This is a genomic window from Sphingobium mellinum, from assembly GCF_037860795.1.
GTDB lineage: Bacteria > Pseudomonadota > Alphaproteobacteria > Sphingomonadales > Sphingomonadaceae > Sphingobium > Sphingobium mellinum.
Genome location: NZ_JBANRK010000012.1, coordinates 58,259 through 71,487, shown reverse-complemented (window position 1 = coordinate 71,487; position 13,229 = coordinate 58,259). Strand labels below are relative to the sequence as shown.

Here is a 13,229-nt window from a genome sequence, read left to right as displayed (position 1 = left end):
GCGGCCGAGCGGTCTGACCAAGCTGATTTGATTAGAAGGTAGGAAAAAATGGCTAAGGCTAAGTTTGAGCGGAACAAGCCGCACTGCAACATCGGCACCATCGGTCACGTCGACCATGGCAAGACCTCGCTGACCGCGGCGATCACCAAGGTGCTGGCCGAAACCGGCGGCGCGACCTTCGTTGACTATGCCAATATCGACAAGGCCCCCGAAGAGCGCGAGCGCGGCATCACCATCTCGACCGCCCACGTCGAATATGAGACCGAAGCCCGCCACTATGCGCACGTCGACTGCCCGGGCCACGCGGACTACGTCAAGAACATGATCACCGGTGCGGCCCAGATGGACGGCGCCATCCTGGTCGTATCGGCCACCGACGGTCCGATGCCGCAGACCCGCGAGCACATCCTGCTCGCCCGCCAGGTCGGCGTGCCGCAGCTGGTCGTGTTCATGAACAAGGTCGACCTGGTCGACGATCCGGAAATCCTCGAGCTGGTCGAGCTGGAAATCCGTGAGCTGCTGTCGTCCTACGACTTCGACGGCGACAATATTCCGATCATCCCCGGCTCGGCCGTGAAGGCGCTGGACGGTTCGAATGACGAGATCGGCAAGAACGCCGTTCTGAAGCTGATGGAAGCGGTCGACGCCTTCATCCCGCAGCCCGAGCGTCCGGTCGACAAGCCGTTCCTGATGCCGATCGAAGACGTGTTCTCGATCTCGGGTCGCGGCACCGTCGTCACTGGCCGCGTCGAAACCGGCATCATCAAGGTTGGTGAAGAAGTCGAGATCGTCGGCCTCAAGGACACTGCCAAGACCACCGTCACTGGCGTGGAAATGTTCCGCAAGCTGCTCGACGAAGGTCGTGCGGGCGACAATATCGGCGCGCTGGTGCGCGGCACGAAGCGTGAGGAAGTCGAGCGTGGTCAGGTTCTGGCCAAGCCCGGCACGATCACCCCGCACACCGAATTCGACGCGGAAGTCTACGTCCTGTCGAAGGAAGAAGGCGGCCGTCACACCCCGTTCTTCGCGAACTATCGCCCGCAGTTCTACTTCCGCACCACCGACGTGACCGGCGAAGTGATCCTGCCCGAGGGCACCGAGATGGTCATGCCTGGCGATAACGTGAAGCTCGGCGTGAAGCTGATCGCCCCGATCGCGATGGACGCGGGTCTCCGCTTCGCCATCCGTGAAGGCGGCCGCACCGTCGGCGCCGGGGTTGTCGGCACGATCTCGAAGTAATATAGGACCGCAGCGGCGCGAATCGCCTGATTCGCGCCGCTCGGAATTTTTACCGCCCCGGATCGCCTTTCTCCGGCTCTTGCTGAGCTAGAAGGGCAGTAAGCGGGGCGGTTTGTTTTTGGCTCTTTCGCATCGGTACAGGAACAATGGACAGCAACATCCGCATCCGCCTCAAGGCGTTCGATCATCGCGTGCTTGATCAGGCGACCGGCGACATCGCCGACACCGCCCGCCGCACCGGCGCTCTTATCCGCGGTCCGATTCCCCTTCCGACGCGCATCGAAAAGTTCACGGTCAACCGTGGCCCGCACATCGACAAGAAGTCGCGCGAGCAGTTCGAGGTCCGCACCTACAAGCGTATGCTTGACATTGTGCAGCCGACGCCCCAGACGGTCGACGCGCTAATGAAGCTGGACCTGGCTGCCGGCGTGAACGTCGAAATCAAGCTGGCCTGACGGCTGGCAAGTCCCTGCTATCCGACAAGGATGGCAGGGTATCGGGTATTACGCCAAGGCGTGAGCCCAAAGGACACAAGGGATACCGCACGGCCCCTCCGGTGAACCGGAAAGGCTCGTGGTCCTGGTCCCCCGTCGCCGGTCCCGAGCAGGGGTCGGCATCCAACCCGGACGGGGTGATCTATCATGGGGTTGGGCCGCGAGGGAGAGATCCTGAGCGGTCTTTTTCGTTGGATACGCCCGCTGCTAAGGCGGGCCTCTATGGGAGTAACAGTGATGCGCACAGGCGTGATCGCTAAGAAAGTCGGGATGACCCGTCTGTTCCAGGAGGACGGACGTCATATACCGGTTACGGTTCTGGCCCTTGAGGGCAATCAGGTCGTGGCCCGCAAGGAAGTCGAACGTGACGGCTATGTCGCGGTTCAGCTGGGCGCGGGTGTCGCCAAGGTCAAGAATGTTGCCAAGCCGCAGCGCGGGCACTTCGCGAAGGCGGAAGTCGAGCCCAAGCAGCGTCTGGTCGAATTCCGGGTCGCCGAGGATGCGCTCCTCGACGTCGGCGCCGAGATCGCGGCCGATCATTTCATCGCCGGCCAGCTGGTCGACGTGGCCGGCCACACCCAGGGCAAGGGTTTCGCCGGCGCCATGAAGCGCTGGGGCTTCGGCGGTATGCGCGCCACCCACGGCGTGTCGATCAGCCACCGTGCCCATGGTTCGACCGGTAACCGGCAGGATCCGGGTCGCGTCTTCAAGAACAAGAAGATGGCGGGTCACATGGGTGACCGTGAGCGGACCCAGCAGAATCTCGAGATCGTCCGTACCGACGTCGAGCGTGGCCTGCTGTTCGTCAAGGGCAGCGTTCCTGGCGCCAAGGGCACCTGGCTGACCGTGTGCGATGCCGTGAAGGTGAAGCGTCCGGCCGACGTTCCCTATCCGGCGAGCCTGAAGCAGGCTGCCAACAGCAACAATGCTCCGGCCGAGACGCCGGCTGAAGAAGCCGTCGCTCCCGAAGCCACCGAAGGCCAGGAGGGCTAATCATGAAGGTCAAGGTACAGACCCTCGACGCGCAGGCCGCTGGTGATGTGGAACTGAACGATGCCGTGTTTGGCGTCGAGCCCCGCACCGACATCCTGCACCGCGTCGTCACCTGGCAGCTGGAAAAGCGTCGCGCCCCGGCTCGCGCCACCCGCGAACGTTCCGACGTCGCCCGCACCGGCAAGAAGTTCGGTCGGCAGAAGGGGGGCGGCACGGCCCGTCACGGCGACCGCAAGGCGCCGATCTTCATCGGCGGTGGTAAGGCGCACGGCGCCCGCGCCCGCACCTTCGGCCACGACCTCAACAAGAAGGTGCGCGCGCTGGGCCTGAAGATGGCGCTGTCATCGAAGGCGAAGAACGGTTCGCTGATCGTGCTCGACAATCTCGACGTGGCGGAAGGCAAGACCAAGGCTCTGGTCGCGCACCTCGCCAAGCTGAACCTCAACAAGGCGCTGTTCATCGACGGCGACGCGGTGAATGTCAGCTTTGCGAAGGCTTCGGCGAACATCGTCGGCGTGGACCTGCTGCCGGCCGTCGGCGCCAATGTCTACGACATCTTGAAGGCGGATTCGCTGGTGCTGACGCGCGCCGCGGTCGAAAAGCTGGAGGCGCGTTTCAATGGCTAAGAAGCAGGCCGCAACGGTCGACAACCGTCATTATGACGTCGTTGTCGCTCCGGTCATCACCGAGAAGTCGACGCTTCTCTCCGAAAACAACGCCGTCGTCTTCAAGGTCGCCAATGACGCGACCAAGCCGGAGATCAAGGCTGCCGTCGAGGCGCTCTGGGGCGTGACCGTCAAGAGCGTGAACACGCTGGTCGCGAAGGGCAAGACGAAGAAGTGGAAGGGCAAGCCCTACACGCGTTCGGACGTGAAGAAGGCGATCGTTCGCCTAGCTGATGGCCAGTCGATCGACATCACCGAAGGAGTGCGCTGACCATGGCGCTTAAGAGCTACAACCCGACGAGCCCGGCCCAGCGCGGCCTTATCCTCGTCGACCGCAGCGCGCTGCACAAGGGCAAGCCCGTCAAGGCGCTGACCGAGGGCAAGCGCAAGACCGGTGGGCGCAACAACAAGGGTCATGTGACCTCGCGCGGCATCGCTGGCGGTCACAAGCAGCGCTATCGCATCATCGACTTCAAGCGCCGCTTGTGGGATGTCGAGGGTACGGTCGAGCGTCTGGAATATGACCCCAACCGCACTGCCTTCATCGCGCTGGTCAACTATCCCGACGGCACCCAGGCCTATATCCTGGCGCCGCAGCGTCTGGCGCCCGGCGACAAGGTGATCGCCGGCAAGAAGACCGACGTGAAGCCGGGCAATGCGATGGAACTCGGCCAGATGCCGGTCGGCACCATCATCCACAATATCGAGATGAAGCCCGGCAAGGGCGGTCAGCTCTGCCGTTCGGCCGGCACCTACGCCCAGCTGGTCGGTCGCGATCGTGGCATGGTGATGGTCCGCCTGTCCTCGGGCGAGCAGCGCTACATCCGTTCGGACTGCATGGGCACCGTCGGCGCCGTCAGCAACCCTGACAATGCCAACACCAACCTTGCCAAGGCCGGCCGCAATCGCTGGCTGGGCAAGCGTCCGCTGACCCGCGGTGTGGCGAAGAACCCGGTTGACCACCCGCATGGCGGTGGTGAAGGCCGGACCTCGGGCGGCCGTCATCCGGTCACCCCCTGGGGCAAGCCGACCAAGGGTGCGCGCACCCGCCACAACAAGGCGACGGACAAGTTCATCATCCGTAGCCGCCACGCGAAGAAGAAGAGGTAAGCGAGATGGCTCGTTCCGTCTGGAAAGGTCCGTTCGTGGACCTCAGCCTTCTGAAGAAGGCGGAAGCCGCGCAGGATAACAATGGCCGTTCGGGTCCGATCAAGACCTGGTCGCGCCGTTCGACCATCCTGCCGCAGTTCGTCGGCCTGACGTTCAACGTCTATAATGGCCGCAAGCATGTTCCGGTCTCCGTGAACGAGGAGATGGTGGGTCACAAGCTGGGCGAATTCGCCCCGACCCGCTACTTCCCCGGCCACGCCGCCGACAAGAAGGGCAAGCGCTAATGAGCAAGGAAAAGGCTCCCCGTCGCGTCGCCGACAATGAGGCCCTGGCCGTTGGCACGCAGATCCGAGGTTCGGCGCAGAAGCTGAATCTGGTCGCCACGCTCATCCGCGGCCGCAAGGTCGAGGAAGCGCTCAACATCCTCGCCTTCTCCAAGAAGGCGATGGCGGTCGACGTGCGCAAGGTGCTGGCTTCGGCCATCGCCAACGCGGAAAACAATCACAATCTGGACGTCGACTCTCTGGTCGTCGCGGAGGCTTCGGTGGGCAAGAGCTTCACCCTGAAGCGCTTCCATGCGCGCGGCCGCGGCAAGTCGACCCGGATCCTCAAGCCCTTCAGCCGCGTGCGCATCGTCGTGCGTGAAGCTGGCGAAGAAGCGGAGGCCTAAGCACATGGGTCACAAGAGCAATCCGATCGGTCTGCGCCTGCAGATCAACCGTACCTGGGACAGCCGCTGGTTCGCGGAAGGCGCCGACTATGGCCGCCTGCTGCTGGAGGATCTGAAGATCCGCCAGTATATCATGAAGAACCTGCCGCAGGCCGCGATCTCCAAGGTCGTGATCGAACGTCCGGCCAAGCTGTGCCGCGTGTCGATCTACGCTGCCCGTCCCGGTGTCATCATCGGCAAGAAAGGCGCGGATATCGAAAAGCTGCGCAAGAAGCTGGGCAGCCTGACCTCTTCGGACGTCAGCCTGAACATCGTCGAAATTCGCAAGCCGGAAATCGATTCCAAGCTCGTGGCGCAGGGCATCGCCGACCAGCTCGAACGCCGCGTGGCTTTTCGCCGGGCGATGAAGCGTGCGGTGCAGTCGGCGCTGCGTCTGGGCGCCGAGGGCATCAAGATCACCTGCGGCGGCCGTCTGGGCGGCGCGGAGATCGCCCGCGTCGAATGGTATCGCGAAGGCCGCGTTCCGCTGCACACGCTGCGTGCGAACGTCGACTATGCCGAAGCCGAAGCCCATACCGCTTATGGCGTCTGCGGCATCAAGGTCTGGATCTTCAAGGGTGAGATTCTGGGCCACGATCCGATGGCCACCGACCGGCTGATGCTGGAGGCTCAGACCTCCGGCGTGCGCCCGGCGCGCTGAAGATAAGAAGGTAATAGCGTCATGCTGCAACCGAAGAAGATGAAGTTCCGGAAGACCTTCAAGGGCCGGATCAAGGGCGACGCCAAGGGCGGTTCGGACCTGAATTTCGGCTCCTATGGTCTCAAGGCCCTGGAACCCGAGCGCGTCACCGCCCGTCAGATCGAGGCGGCCCGCCGCGCGATCACCCGCCACATTCGCCGTCAGGGCCGTTTGTGGATCCGCGTGTTCCCCGATGTGCCGGTTTCGAAGAAGCCCGCCGAAGTCCGTCAGGGCAAGGGCAAGGGTTCGGTGGAATATTGGGCCGCCCGCGTGAAGCCCGGCCGCATTCTGTTCGAACTGGACGGCGTTCCTGGCCCGCTCGCAGCAGAGGCTTTCTCGCGCGCCGCGATGAAGCTGCCGATCAAGACGAAGGTTGTCGCTCGCCTCGGCGACACCTCCCACCTGGAGGGTTAATCCGTGGCGAATGTAGCTGACCTCAAGACCAAGACGGACGACGAACTGTCGACCGAGCTGAACAACCTGAAGCGCGAGCAGTTCAACCTGCGTTTCCAGGCGGCGACCAACCAGCTGGAAAAGCCCAGCCGGGTGAAGGAAGTCCGCCGGTCGATCGCGCAGATCAAGACCCTTCAGTCCGAGCGTTCGCGCTCGGCTGCGAAGTAAGAAGGAAACACACGATGCCCAAGCGCGTGCTGACGGGAACGGTGGTTTCCGACAAGACCGACAAGACGGTGGTGGTTCGCGTGGAGCGCAAGGTAAAGCATGCGCTCTACGGTAAGATCATCCGCCGTTCGAAGAAATATCATGCCCATGACGAGGGCAATGTCTACAAGGAAGGCGAGACGGTCCGCATCGAGGAGACCGCCCCGATTTCCAAGCTGAAGACCTGGAAGGTCATTGAGCGCGTGGACACCCACAAGTCGCCCGAAACGGCGGCCTGAGGCCAGTCACCGACCTTGAAGGTCGAAATTTCGGACGCGGGGCTGGCCTTTTCTGAAAGAAGGGGTTACAGGCCCGCGCTTCGTATTTCGAATCTTCCGGTCGAAACCACGAATTCGGAACCGCCGGGATTGTCCCGGTAGGCCAAATAAGAAGGAACCGGATCCATGATCCAGATGCAATCCAATCTTGACGTCGCTGACAATAGCGGCGCCAAGCGCGTCCAGTGCATCAAGGTGCTGGGCGGCTCGAAGCGGCGCTTCGCGGGCGTGGGCGACATCATTGTCGTCTCGATCAAGGAAGCGGCGCCTCGCGGCAAGGTGAAGAAGGGCGACGTGCACCGCGCCGTCATCGTCCGCACTGCCAAGGACATCCGTCGCGCCGACGGTTCGGTGATCCGCTTCGACGGCAATGCCGCGGTGCTGATCAACAAGAACCAGGAGCCGATCGGCACCCGTATCTTTGGCCCGGTCGTTCGTGAGCTGCGCGCGAAGCAGCACATGAAGATCATCAGCCTTGCGCCCGAGGTGCTGTAATGAGCGCTGCTAGAATCAAGAAGGGCGACAAGGTCGTCGTGCTCGCTGGCAAGGACAAGGGCCGCACCGGCGCCGTCCTGCAGGTGCTGCCGAAGGAGGACAAGATCCTCGTCGAAGGCATCAACGTGCATGCGCGTCACCGCAAGCCCGACCAGGCGAACCCGCAGGGTGGCATCGACCGCAAGCCGGCGCCGCTCCACATTTCGAACGTGGCGGTCGCCGACAAGGATGGCAAGCCGACCCGCGTCCGTTTCGAGGAACGCGACGGCAAGAAGGTCCGCGTGGCCGTCAAGTCCGGTGAGGTGCTGTAATGGCCGACAAGTACATCCCGCGCTCCAAGGCGCAGTATGATGAATCCATCATCAAGGCGATGACCGAGAAGTTCGGTTACAAGAATGTGATGGAAGTCCCGAAGATCGAGAAGATCACCCTCAACATGGGTGTGGGCGAAGCGACGCAGGACAAGAAGAAGGTCACGTCCGCCGCGGAAGAGATGGAACTGATCGCCGGCCAGAAGCCGGTCATCACCAAGGCCCGCAAGTCGATCGCGCAGTTCAAGCTGCGTGAAGGCATGCCGATCGGTGCCAAGGTGACGATGCGCCGCGAGCGCATGTATGAGTTCCTGGACCGGCTGATCAACATTGCTCTGCCTCGCGTTCGCGACTTTCGTGGTCTGAACCCCAAGAGCTTCGATGGCCGCGGCAACTATGCCTTTGGCATCAAGGAGCAGCTCATCTTCCCCGAGATCAACTATGACCGCATCGACAAGGTGCGCGGCATGGACGTGATCGTGACCACCACGGCGAAGACGGACGAGGAAGCGCGCGAACTGCTGCGTCTCTTCGGCTTCCCCTTCCCGCTTGAAGAGCAGAAGCAGGCGGCCTGAACGGGTCCCGCTTCTCTCCCATTGCATAGACAAAGGAAGAGAACTTAAGTCATGGCGAAACTGAGTTCGATCAACAAGAACGAGCGCCGCAAGAAGCTGGTGAAGAAATATGCCGGCCGCTATGCAAAGCTCAAGGCGATCGCGAATGATACCGCGGCCGATGACAGCGATCGTCTGATCGCGCGTCTGAAGATGGCGGAGATCCCCCGCAACGGCAATCCGACCCGCGTTCGGAACCGCTGCGAACTGACGGGGCGTCCCCGCGCATACTACCGCAAATTCCGCCTCTGCCGCGTGCAGCTGCGCGATCTGGCCAACAAGGGCCTGATCCCCGGCGTCACCAAGTCGAGCTGGTAAGGATCATTTGAGATGGCATTGACCGATCCCCTGGGTGATATGCTCACCCGCATCCGCAACGGGCAGCAGGCGAAGAAGGACAGCGTTGTGTCCCCCGCTTCGAAGCTGCGTGCCCGCGTGCTCGACGTGCTGCAGCGCGAAGGTTATATCCGCGGCTATTCCGAGGAAGCGCTCGGCAAGCATCCGGGCCTTCGCATCGAGCTCAAATATTTCGAAGGCCAGCCGGCGATCAAGCATGTCGCCCGCGTGTCGAAGCCCGGCCGCCGTGTCTATTCGGGTTCCAAGGAACTGCCGGTGGTGCGCAACGGCCTAGGCATCACCATTGTCTCGACGCCCAAGGGCGTTCTGTCCGACGCGGAAGCGCGCGAACAGAATGTCGGCGGCGAAGTGCTGGCGGAGGTGTTCTGATGAGCCGCATCGGTAAAAAGCCGGTCGCGATCCCTGCCGGGGTTACCGCGACCATCGAAGGCGGGCAGCTGTCGGTGAAGGGTCCCAAGGGGACGCTCGCCATGCCGCTGCGCGACGAGATCAGCTATACGGTCGAGAATGACGGCATTTCGGTGCAGCCGGCCAACAAGACCAAGCAGGCTCGCGCCTTCTGGGGCATGCAGCGCACGCTGGTCCAGAACCTGGTCACCGGCGTGACCGAAGGCTTTTCGAAGAAGCTTTTGATCACGGGTGTCGGCTACCGCGCCAACGCGCAGGGCAAGACCCTGAAGCTGCAGCTCGGCTATTCGCACGACGTCGATTTCGCGGTGCCCGAAGGCATCGAGATCAAGACCCCGGATAACACCACGGTCGAGATCAGCGGCATCGACAAGCAGAAGGTGGGCCAGGTTGCCGCCGAGATCCGCCGCTGGCGCAAGCCCGAACCCTATAAGGGCAAGGGTATCAAGTACGCCGGCGAGTTCATCTTCCGCAAGGAAGGGAAGAAGAAGTAAGATGGCAAAGCTTTCCCTCTTCGCGCGGCGTCGTCGCCGCGTCCGCACGGCGCTCAAGGCGGTTTCGGGTCACAAGCCCCGTCTGAGCGTCCACCGTTCGGGCCGTCACATTTACGCCCAGATCATCGATGACGCGCAGGGCAAGACCCTGGCCGCTGCATCGACGCTGGACAAGGATGTGCGCAGCAAGACCGGCGCCACCGCTGAAGCTGCGGCCGATGTCGGCAAGCGCGTCGCCGCCGCGGCGACCGCCGCCGGCGTCACCAAGGTTGTGTTCGACCGCGGTGGCTTCCTGTTCCATGGCCGCGTCAAGGCGCTGGCCGATGCCGCCCGCGAAGGCGGGCTGGAGTTCTGATCATGGCTGACGAAAACGATATCCAGTCGCAGGCGGGTGCTCCCGCTGCTGTCGAGGGCGGCGACGCCGCACCGACCGAGGGTCGTGGTCCCGGCCGTGGCCGTGGCCGTGGTGGCGACCGCAACCGTGGCGAGCGCGGCGGCCGTGGCCGCCGCGACGACCGTCGCGGCAATCGGGACGAGGAACAGGGAGAGGAGCTGATCGAAAAGCTTGTTCACATCAACCGCGTCTCGAAGACCGTGAAGGGCGGCAAGCGCTTCGGCTTTGCGGCTCTGGTCGTGGTCGGCGACGGCAAGGGCCGTGCCGGCTTTGGTCATGGCAAGGCCCGCGAAGTGCCTGAAGCCATCAGCAAGGCGACCGCTTCGGCCAAGAAGGCGATGGTCCGCGTTCCGCTCAAGGAAGGCCGCACGCTGCATCATGATGGCCTTGGTCATTTCGGTGCGGGCAAGGTGACGGTTCGTTCGGCCCCGGCCGGTACGGGCATCATCGCCGGCGGTCCGATGCGCGCGGTGTTCGAAAGCCTCGGCGTCGCTGACGTTGTGACGAAGTCGAACGGCACGTCGAACCCCTATAACATGATCCGTGCGACCTTTGCGGCGTTGGGCGAACAGACCAGCCCCAAGTCGGTGGCGCAGCGCCGTGGCAAGAAGGTCGCCGACCTTCTGCGCCGCGGTGGTGCCTCGGCCGAAGTCGCGCAGGCTGATGCCGAAGCGATTGCGGAGTAAGACGATATGGCGAAGATCAAGATCAAGCAGATCGGTTCGCCGATCCGTCGCCCTGCCGACCAGAAGAAGATTCTGATCGGCCTGGGCCTTGGCAAGATGCACCGCGTGGTGGAGCTGGAAGATACCGCGGAAGTCCGCGGTGCCATCAAGAAGCTTCCCCACATGGTGGCCGTGGTCGAAGGCTAAAGCTTCCGACCGCATCGGGATAAAGCGGGAGAGGGGGAAGCCCCTCTTTCGTTCTTTATGACGGGGCGCTAAAGGGCGCTTTCGTCATCCCGGCGCAGGCTGGGATCTCGGGCCGGATGGTGCGTCCTCGATGAGGAGACCGCCGGCCACGGACGATTTCCGGGAGGAAGCGTCCAGATCAAACCGGCCCCAGCTTTTGCTGGGGCCCCGGTTCGGTCCGTAAGGAGCGAACCTTCGCGCGAACATAGCGAAAGCGAGTGCAGATCATGAAACTCAACGAACTCAACGATAATGCCGGTGCCCGCAAGGGGCGGATGCGCGTTGGCCGTGGTATCGGCTCGGGCAAGGGCAAGACCGCCGGTCGCGGCCAAAAGGGTGCGAAGGCGCGTTCGGGCGTCGCCATCAATGGCTTCGAGGGTGGCCAGATGCCGCTCCACATGCGTCTGCCGAAGCGCGGCTTCAACAACATCTTCGCCAAGGATTATGCGATCGTGAACCTGGGCGCGGTGCAGAAGGCTATCGACGCCGGCAAGCTGGACGTCAACGGGACCATCGATCATGCGGCGCTCAAGGCGGCCGCGCTTGCCCGTGGCGGCAAGGACGGCGTGCGCCTGCTCGGCAAGGGCGAACTGACCGCCAAGGTCAACCTGCTGGTTGCCGGGGCGTCGAAGGGCGCGGTCGAGGCGGTCGAAAAGGCTGGCGGCAAGGTCGAAGTGATCGAGGTCGTTCCCGCCGCTGAGAAAGCCAAGGCGAAGAAGGGCACCGCCCTTGCCGCCAAGAAGGCCGCAGCGAAGGCCTGATCCGGCTGCAAAGTCTTGCAAGCACGACCCCGCTGCCCGATATGGGCTGGCGGGGTCTCGTGTTTCGGGGCGGGCCGGCCATATCCGTTGTCCTGAGCGCAGATACGCAATGGCGGGTCAGAGCGGACGACGGCAATTCCTGGTTCGACAGCGCCCCACGACCCCGCTAAGGGGTTAGCGATTCAGGCCGGGGCGTGACTCCGGCAAGATGTTTTGAAGGGCAGCCACGATGGCATCGAGAGCCGACCAGCTCGCATCCAATCTCAGCCTGGCGAAGTTCAGCCAGGCGACCGACCTCAAGAAGCGCCTGTGGTTCACGCTCGGCGCGCTGATCGTATTCCGCTTCCTGAGCTTCGTGCCGCTGCCGGGTGTCGATCCGACCGCGCTGTCGCAGCTTTACAAGCAGACCAATGGCGGCATCCTGGACATTTTCAACACCTTTTCGGGTGGTTCGCTCTCGCGCATGAGCCTCATTGCGCTGGGCGTGATGCCCTATATCACCGCGTCGATCGTGGTGCAGCTGGCTGCAAGCCTTTCGCCGCAACTGGCCGCGATCAAGAAGGAAGGTGAAAGCGGCCGGAAGAAGCTCAATCAATATACCCGCTATGGCACGGTCGGCCTGACCGCGGTGCAGGGTTATTTCATCGCCATGGGCCTTGAAAGCTTTGGCGCCCAGTCCGGCGTGCAGGCGGTGGTCGATCCCGGATTTCTGTTCCGGATCGCGGCAGTCATCTCGCTGATCGGGGGCACGATGTTCCTGATGTGGCTGGGTGAGCAGATCACCTCGCGCGGCATTGGCAACGGCGTGTCGCTCATCATCATGGCCGGAATCGTCGCGCAGCTCCCGGTGACGCTCAGCAACCTGTTCAAGTCGGGTAGCGAAGGGTCGATCTCCGGCTTGCTGATCGTGCTGGTCATCGCGATGGCGGTGGGGCTCATATTGCTCATCTGCTTCATGGAACGGGCGCAACGGCGCGTGCTGATTCAATATCCCAAGCGTCAGACGCGCCAAGGGCTGATGCAGGCGGATCGCAGCCACCTGCCGCTGAAGGTGAATACCGCCGGTGTCATTCCGCCGATCTTCGCCAGTTCGCTGCTGCTGATGCCGCTGACCATCTCGCAATTTGCCGGGCGGACTGTGGCGGGCGAGAGCAAGCTGGGCGATTTCGTGCTGACGCTGAACCAGTATCTCTCCCACGGCAGCCCGGTCTACATGGCGCTCTATGGCCTGGGCATCGTCTTCTTCTGCTTCTTCTACACGGCTGTCGTGTTCAATCCGGAAGAGACGGCGGACAATCTGAAGCGCAATGGCGGCTTCATTCCGGGCATTCGCCCGGGCAAGAATACCGAACACTATCTCGACTATGTGCTGACCCGGATCACGGTGATCGGCGCGGCCTATCTGGCGGTCATCTGCCTGGTGCCGGAATTCGCCATCGCCCGGGCGGGCATTCCCTTCTATCTGGGTGGCACCAGCCTGTTGATCGTGGTCAATGTGACGGTCGACACGGTCACGCAGATCCAGAGCCATCTGCTTGCTCATCAATATGGCGACCTAATCAAGAAGGCGAAGCTGAAGGGGCGCCTGCGCTAAGCCGCACAGGATCAAAGAGCGCGAAATCAGGGGAGAATGCGC

23 protein-coding genes are annotated in these 13,229 nt (G+C 62.9%); all 23 read left to right on the top strand.

Annotation, left to right across the window (positions count from 1 at the left end; all coding sequences use genetic code 11):
- Positions 1-48 precede the first annotated feature (48 nt).
- The 23 genes from tuf to secY all read left to right on the top strand — a co-directional run bounded on the left by tuf (position 49) and on the right by secY (position 13,187).
- The gene (tuf, locus tag AAC640_RS13065) at positions 49-1,239 is read left to right on the top strand and encodes an elongation factor Tu (RefSeq protein WP_340266935.1); all 1,191 of its coding nucleotides are present in this window, start codon (positions 49-51) and stop codon (positions 1,237-1,239) included.
- A 146-nt stretch (positions 1,240-1,385) separates the two neighbouring features.
- The gene (rpsJ, locus tag AAC640_RS13060) at positions 1,386-1,694 is read left to right on the top strand and encodes a 30S ribosomal protein S10 (RefSeq protein ID WP_007686587.1); all 309 of its coding nucleotides are present in this window, start codon (positions 1,386-1,388) and stop codon (positions 1,692-1,694) included.
- A gap of 276 nt (positions 1,695-1,970) precedes the next feature.
- A complete protein-coding gene (gene rplC, locus AAC640_RS13055) occupies positions 1,971-2,726 on the top strand; it encodes a 50S ribosomal protein L3 (protein ID WP_340266933.1) in 756 nt (251 codons plus the stop codon).
- A gap of 2 nt (positions 2,727-2,728) precedes the next feature.
- Positions 2,729-3,352, top strand: a complete 624-nt coding sequence (rplD, locus tag AAC640_RS13050; protein WP_340266931.1) for a 50S ribosomal protein L4 — start codon at positions 2,729-2,731, stop codon at positions 3,350-3,352.
- On the top strand, positions 3,345-3,662 hold the full coding sequence (locus AAC640_RS13045; protein ID WP_066525425.1) for a 50S ribosomal protein L23: 318 nt from the start codon (positions 3,345-3,347) through the stop codon (positions 3,660-3,662). Before rplD ends, AAC640_RS13045 begins: the two co-directional genes overlap by 8 nt.
- A gap of 2 nt (positions 3,663-3,664) precedes the next feature.
- Entirely contained in the window at positions 3,665-4,501 is an 837-nt protein-coding gene (gene rplB, locus AAC640_RS13040) for a 50S ribosomal protein L2 (protein WP_013039174.1), read from the top strand.
- A 5-nt stretch (positions 4,502-4,506) separates the two neighbouring features.
- Positions 4,507-4,785 carry a 30S ribosomal protein S19 gene (rpsS, locus tag AAC640_RS13035; RefSeq protein ID WP_340266926.1) on the top strand — a complete coding sequence of 93 codons (279 nt, stop codon included), beginning with the start codon at positions 4,507-4,509 and terminating at the stop codon, positions 4,783-4,785.
- Positions 4,785-5,171 carry a 50S ribosomal protein L22 gene (gene rplV / locus AAC640_RS13030; protein WP_037464431.1) on the top strand — a complete coding sequence of 129 codons (387 nt, stop codon included), beginning with the start codon at positions 4,785-4,787 and terminating at the stop codon, positions 5,169-5,171. The genes rpsS and rplV overlap by 1 nt, the downstream gene beginning before the upstream one ends.
- Before the next feature lie 4 nt (positions 5,172-5,175).
- Positions 5,176-5,871: a 30S ribosomal protein S3 gene (rpsC, locus tag AAC640_RS13025; RefSeq protein WP_021239758.1), complete on the top strand. Its 696-nt coding sequence runs from the start codon at positions 5,176-5,178 to the stop codon at positions 5,869-5,871.
- Positions 5,872-5,892: 21 nt separating this feature from the next.
- Positions 5,893-6,324 (top strand): 50S ribosomal protein L16, encoded by a 432-nt coding sequence (rplP, locus tag AAC640_RS13020; RefSeq protein ID WP_267249803.1) that lies wholly within the window; start codon positions 5,893-5,895, stop codon positions 6,322-6,324.
- Between the two features lie 3 nt (positions 6,325-6,327).
- A complete protein-coding gene (gene rpmC, locus AAC640_RS13015) occupies positions 6,328-6,531 on the top strand; it encodes a 50S ribosomal protein L29 (RefSeq protein ID WP_293985319.1) in 204 nt (67 codons plus the stop codon).
- Between the two features lie 14 nt (positions 6,532-6,545).
- Entirely contained in the window at positions 6,546-6,809 is a 264-nt protein-coding gene (gene rpsQ, locus AAC640_RS13010; RefSeq protein ID WP_006960320.1) for a 30S ribosomal protein S17, read from the top strand.
- A 165-nt stretch (positions 6,810-6,974) separates the two neighbouring features.
- On the top strand, positions 6,975-7,343 hold the full coding sequence (gene rplN, locus AAC640_RS13005) for a 50S ribosomal protein L14 (RefSeq protein ID WP_066700946.1): 369 nt from the start codon (positions 6,975-6,977) through the stop codon (positions 7,341-7,343).
- Complete coding sequence (gene rplX / locus AAC640_RS13000) at positions 7,343-7,654, top strand: 50S ribosomal protein L24 (protein WP_340266913.1); 312 nt, start codon at positions 7,343-7,345, stop codon at positions 7,652-7,654. Before rplN ends, rplX begins: the two co-directional genes overlap by 1 nt.
- A complete protein-coding gene (rplE, locus tag AAC640_RS12995) occupies positions 7,654-8,229 on the top strand; it encodes a 50S ribosomal protein L5 (protein WP_340266912.1) in 576 nt (191 codons plus the stop codon). Before rplX ends, rplE begins: the two co-directional genes overlap by 1 nt.
- 51 nt (positions 8,230-8,280) lie before the next feature.
- Entirely contained in the window at positions 8,281-8,586 is a 306-nt protein-coding gene (gene rpsN, locus AAC640_RS12990; protein WP_007707881.1) for a 30S ribosomal protein S14, read from the top strand.
- Positions 8,587-8,598: 12 nt separating this feature from the next.
- The gene (rpsH, locus tag AAC640_RS12985; RefSeq protein ID WP_340266909.1) at positions 8,599-8,994 is read left to right on the top strand and encodes a 30S ribosomal protein S8; all 396 of its coding nucleotides are present in this window, start codon (positions 8,599-8,601) and stop codon (positions 8,992-8,994) included.
- Positions 8,994-9,527 (top strand): 50S ribosomal protein L6, encoded by a 534-nt coding sequence (gene rplF / locus AAC640_RS12980; RefSeq protein WP_340266907.1) that lies wholly within the window; start codon positions 8,994-8,996, stop codon positions 9,525-9,527. Before rpsH ends, rplF begins: the two co-directional genes overlap by 1 nt.
- 1 nt (position 9,528) lies before the next feature.
- Complete coding sequence (gene rplR, locus AAC640_RS12975) at positions 9,529-9,882, top strand: 50S ribosomal protein L18 (protein ID WP_340266905.1); 354 nt, start codon at positions 9,529-9,531, stop codon at positions 9,880-9,882.
- A gap of 2 nt (positions 9,883-9,884) precedes the next feature.
- Entirely contained in the window at positions 9,885-10,607 is a 723-nt protein-coding gene (gene rpsE, locus AAC640_RS12970) for a 30S ribosomal protein S5 (protein ID WP_340266903.1), read from the top strand.
- A gap of 6 nt (positions 10,608-10,613) precedes the next feature.
- Positions 10,614-10,793: a 50S ribosomal protein L30 gene (gene rpmD, locus AAC640_RS12965; RefSeq protein ID WP_066560520.1), complete on the top strand. Its 180-nt coding sequence runs from the start codon at positions 10,614-10,616 to the stop codon at positions 10,791-10,793.
- 266 nt (positions 10,794-11,059) lie between these two features.
- Positions 11,060-11,593 (top strand): 50S ribosomal protein L15, encoded by a 534-nt coding sequence (gene rplO / locus AAC640_RS12960; RefSeq protein WP_340266902.1) that lies wholly within the window; start codon positions 11,060-11,062, stop codon positions 11,591-11,593.
- 229 nt (positions 11,594-11,822) lie between these two features.
- On the top strand, positions 11,823-13,187 hold the full coding sequence (gene secY, locus AAC640_RS12955) for a preprotein translocase subunit SecY (protein ID WP_340266900.1): 1,365 nt from the start codon (positions 11,823-11,825) through the stop codon (positions 13,185-13,187).
- Positions 13,188-13,229: the final 42 nt, after the last annotated feature.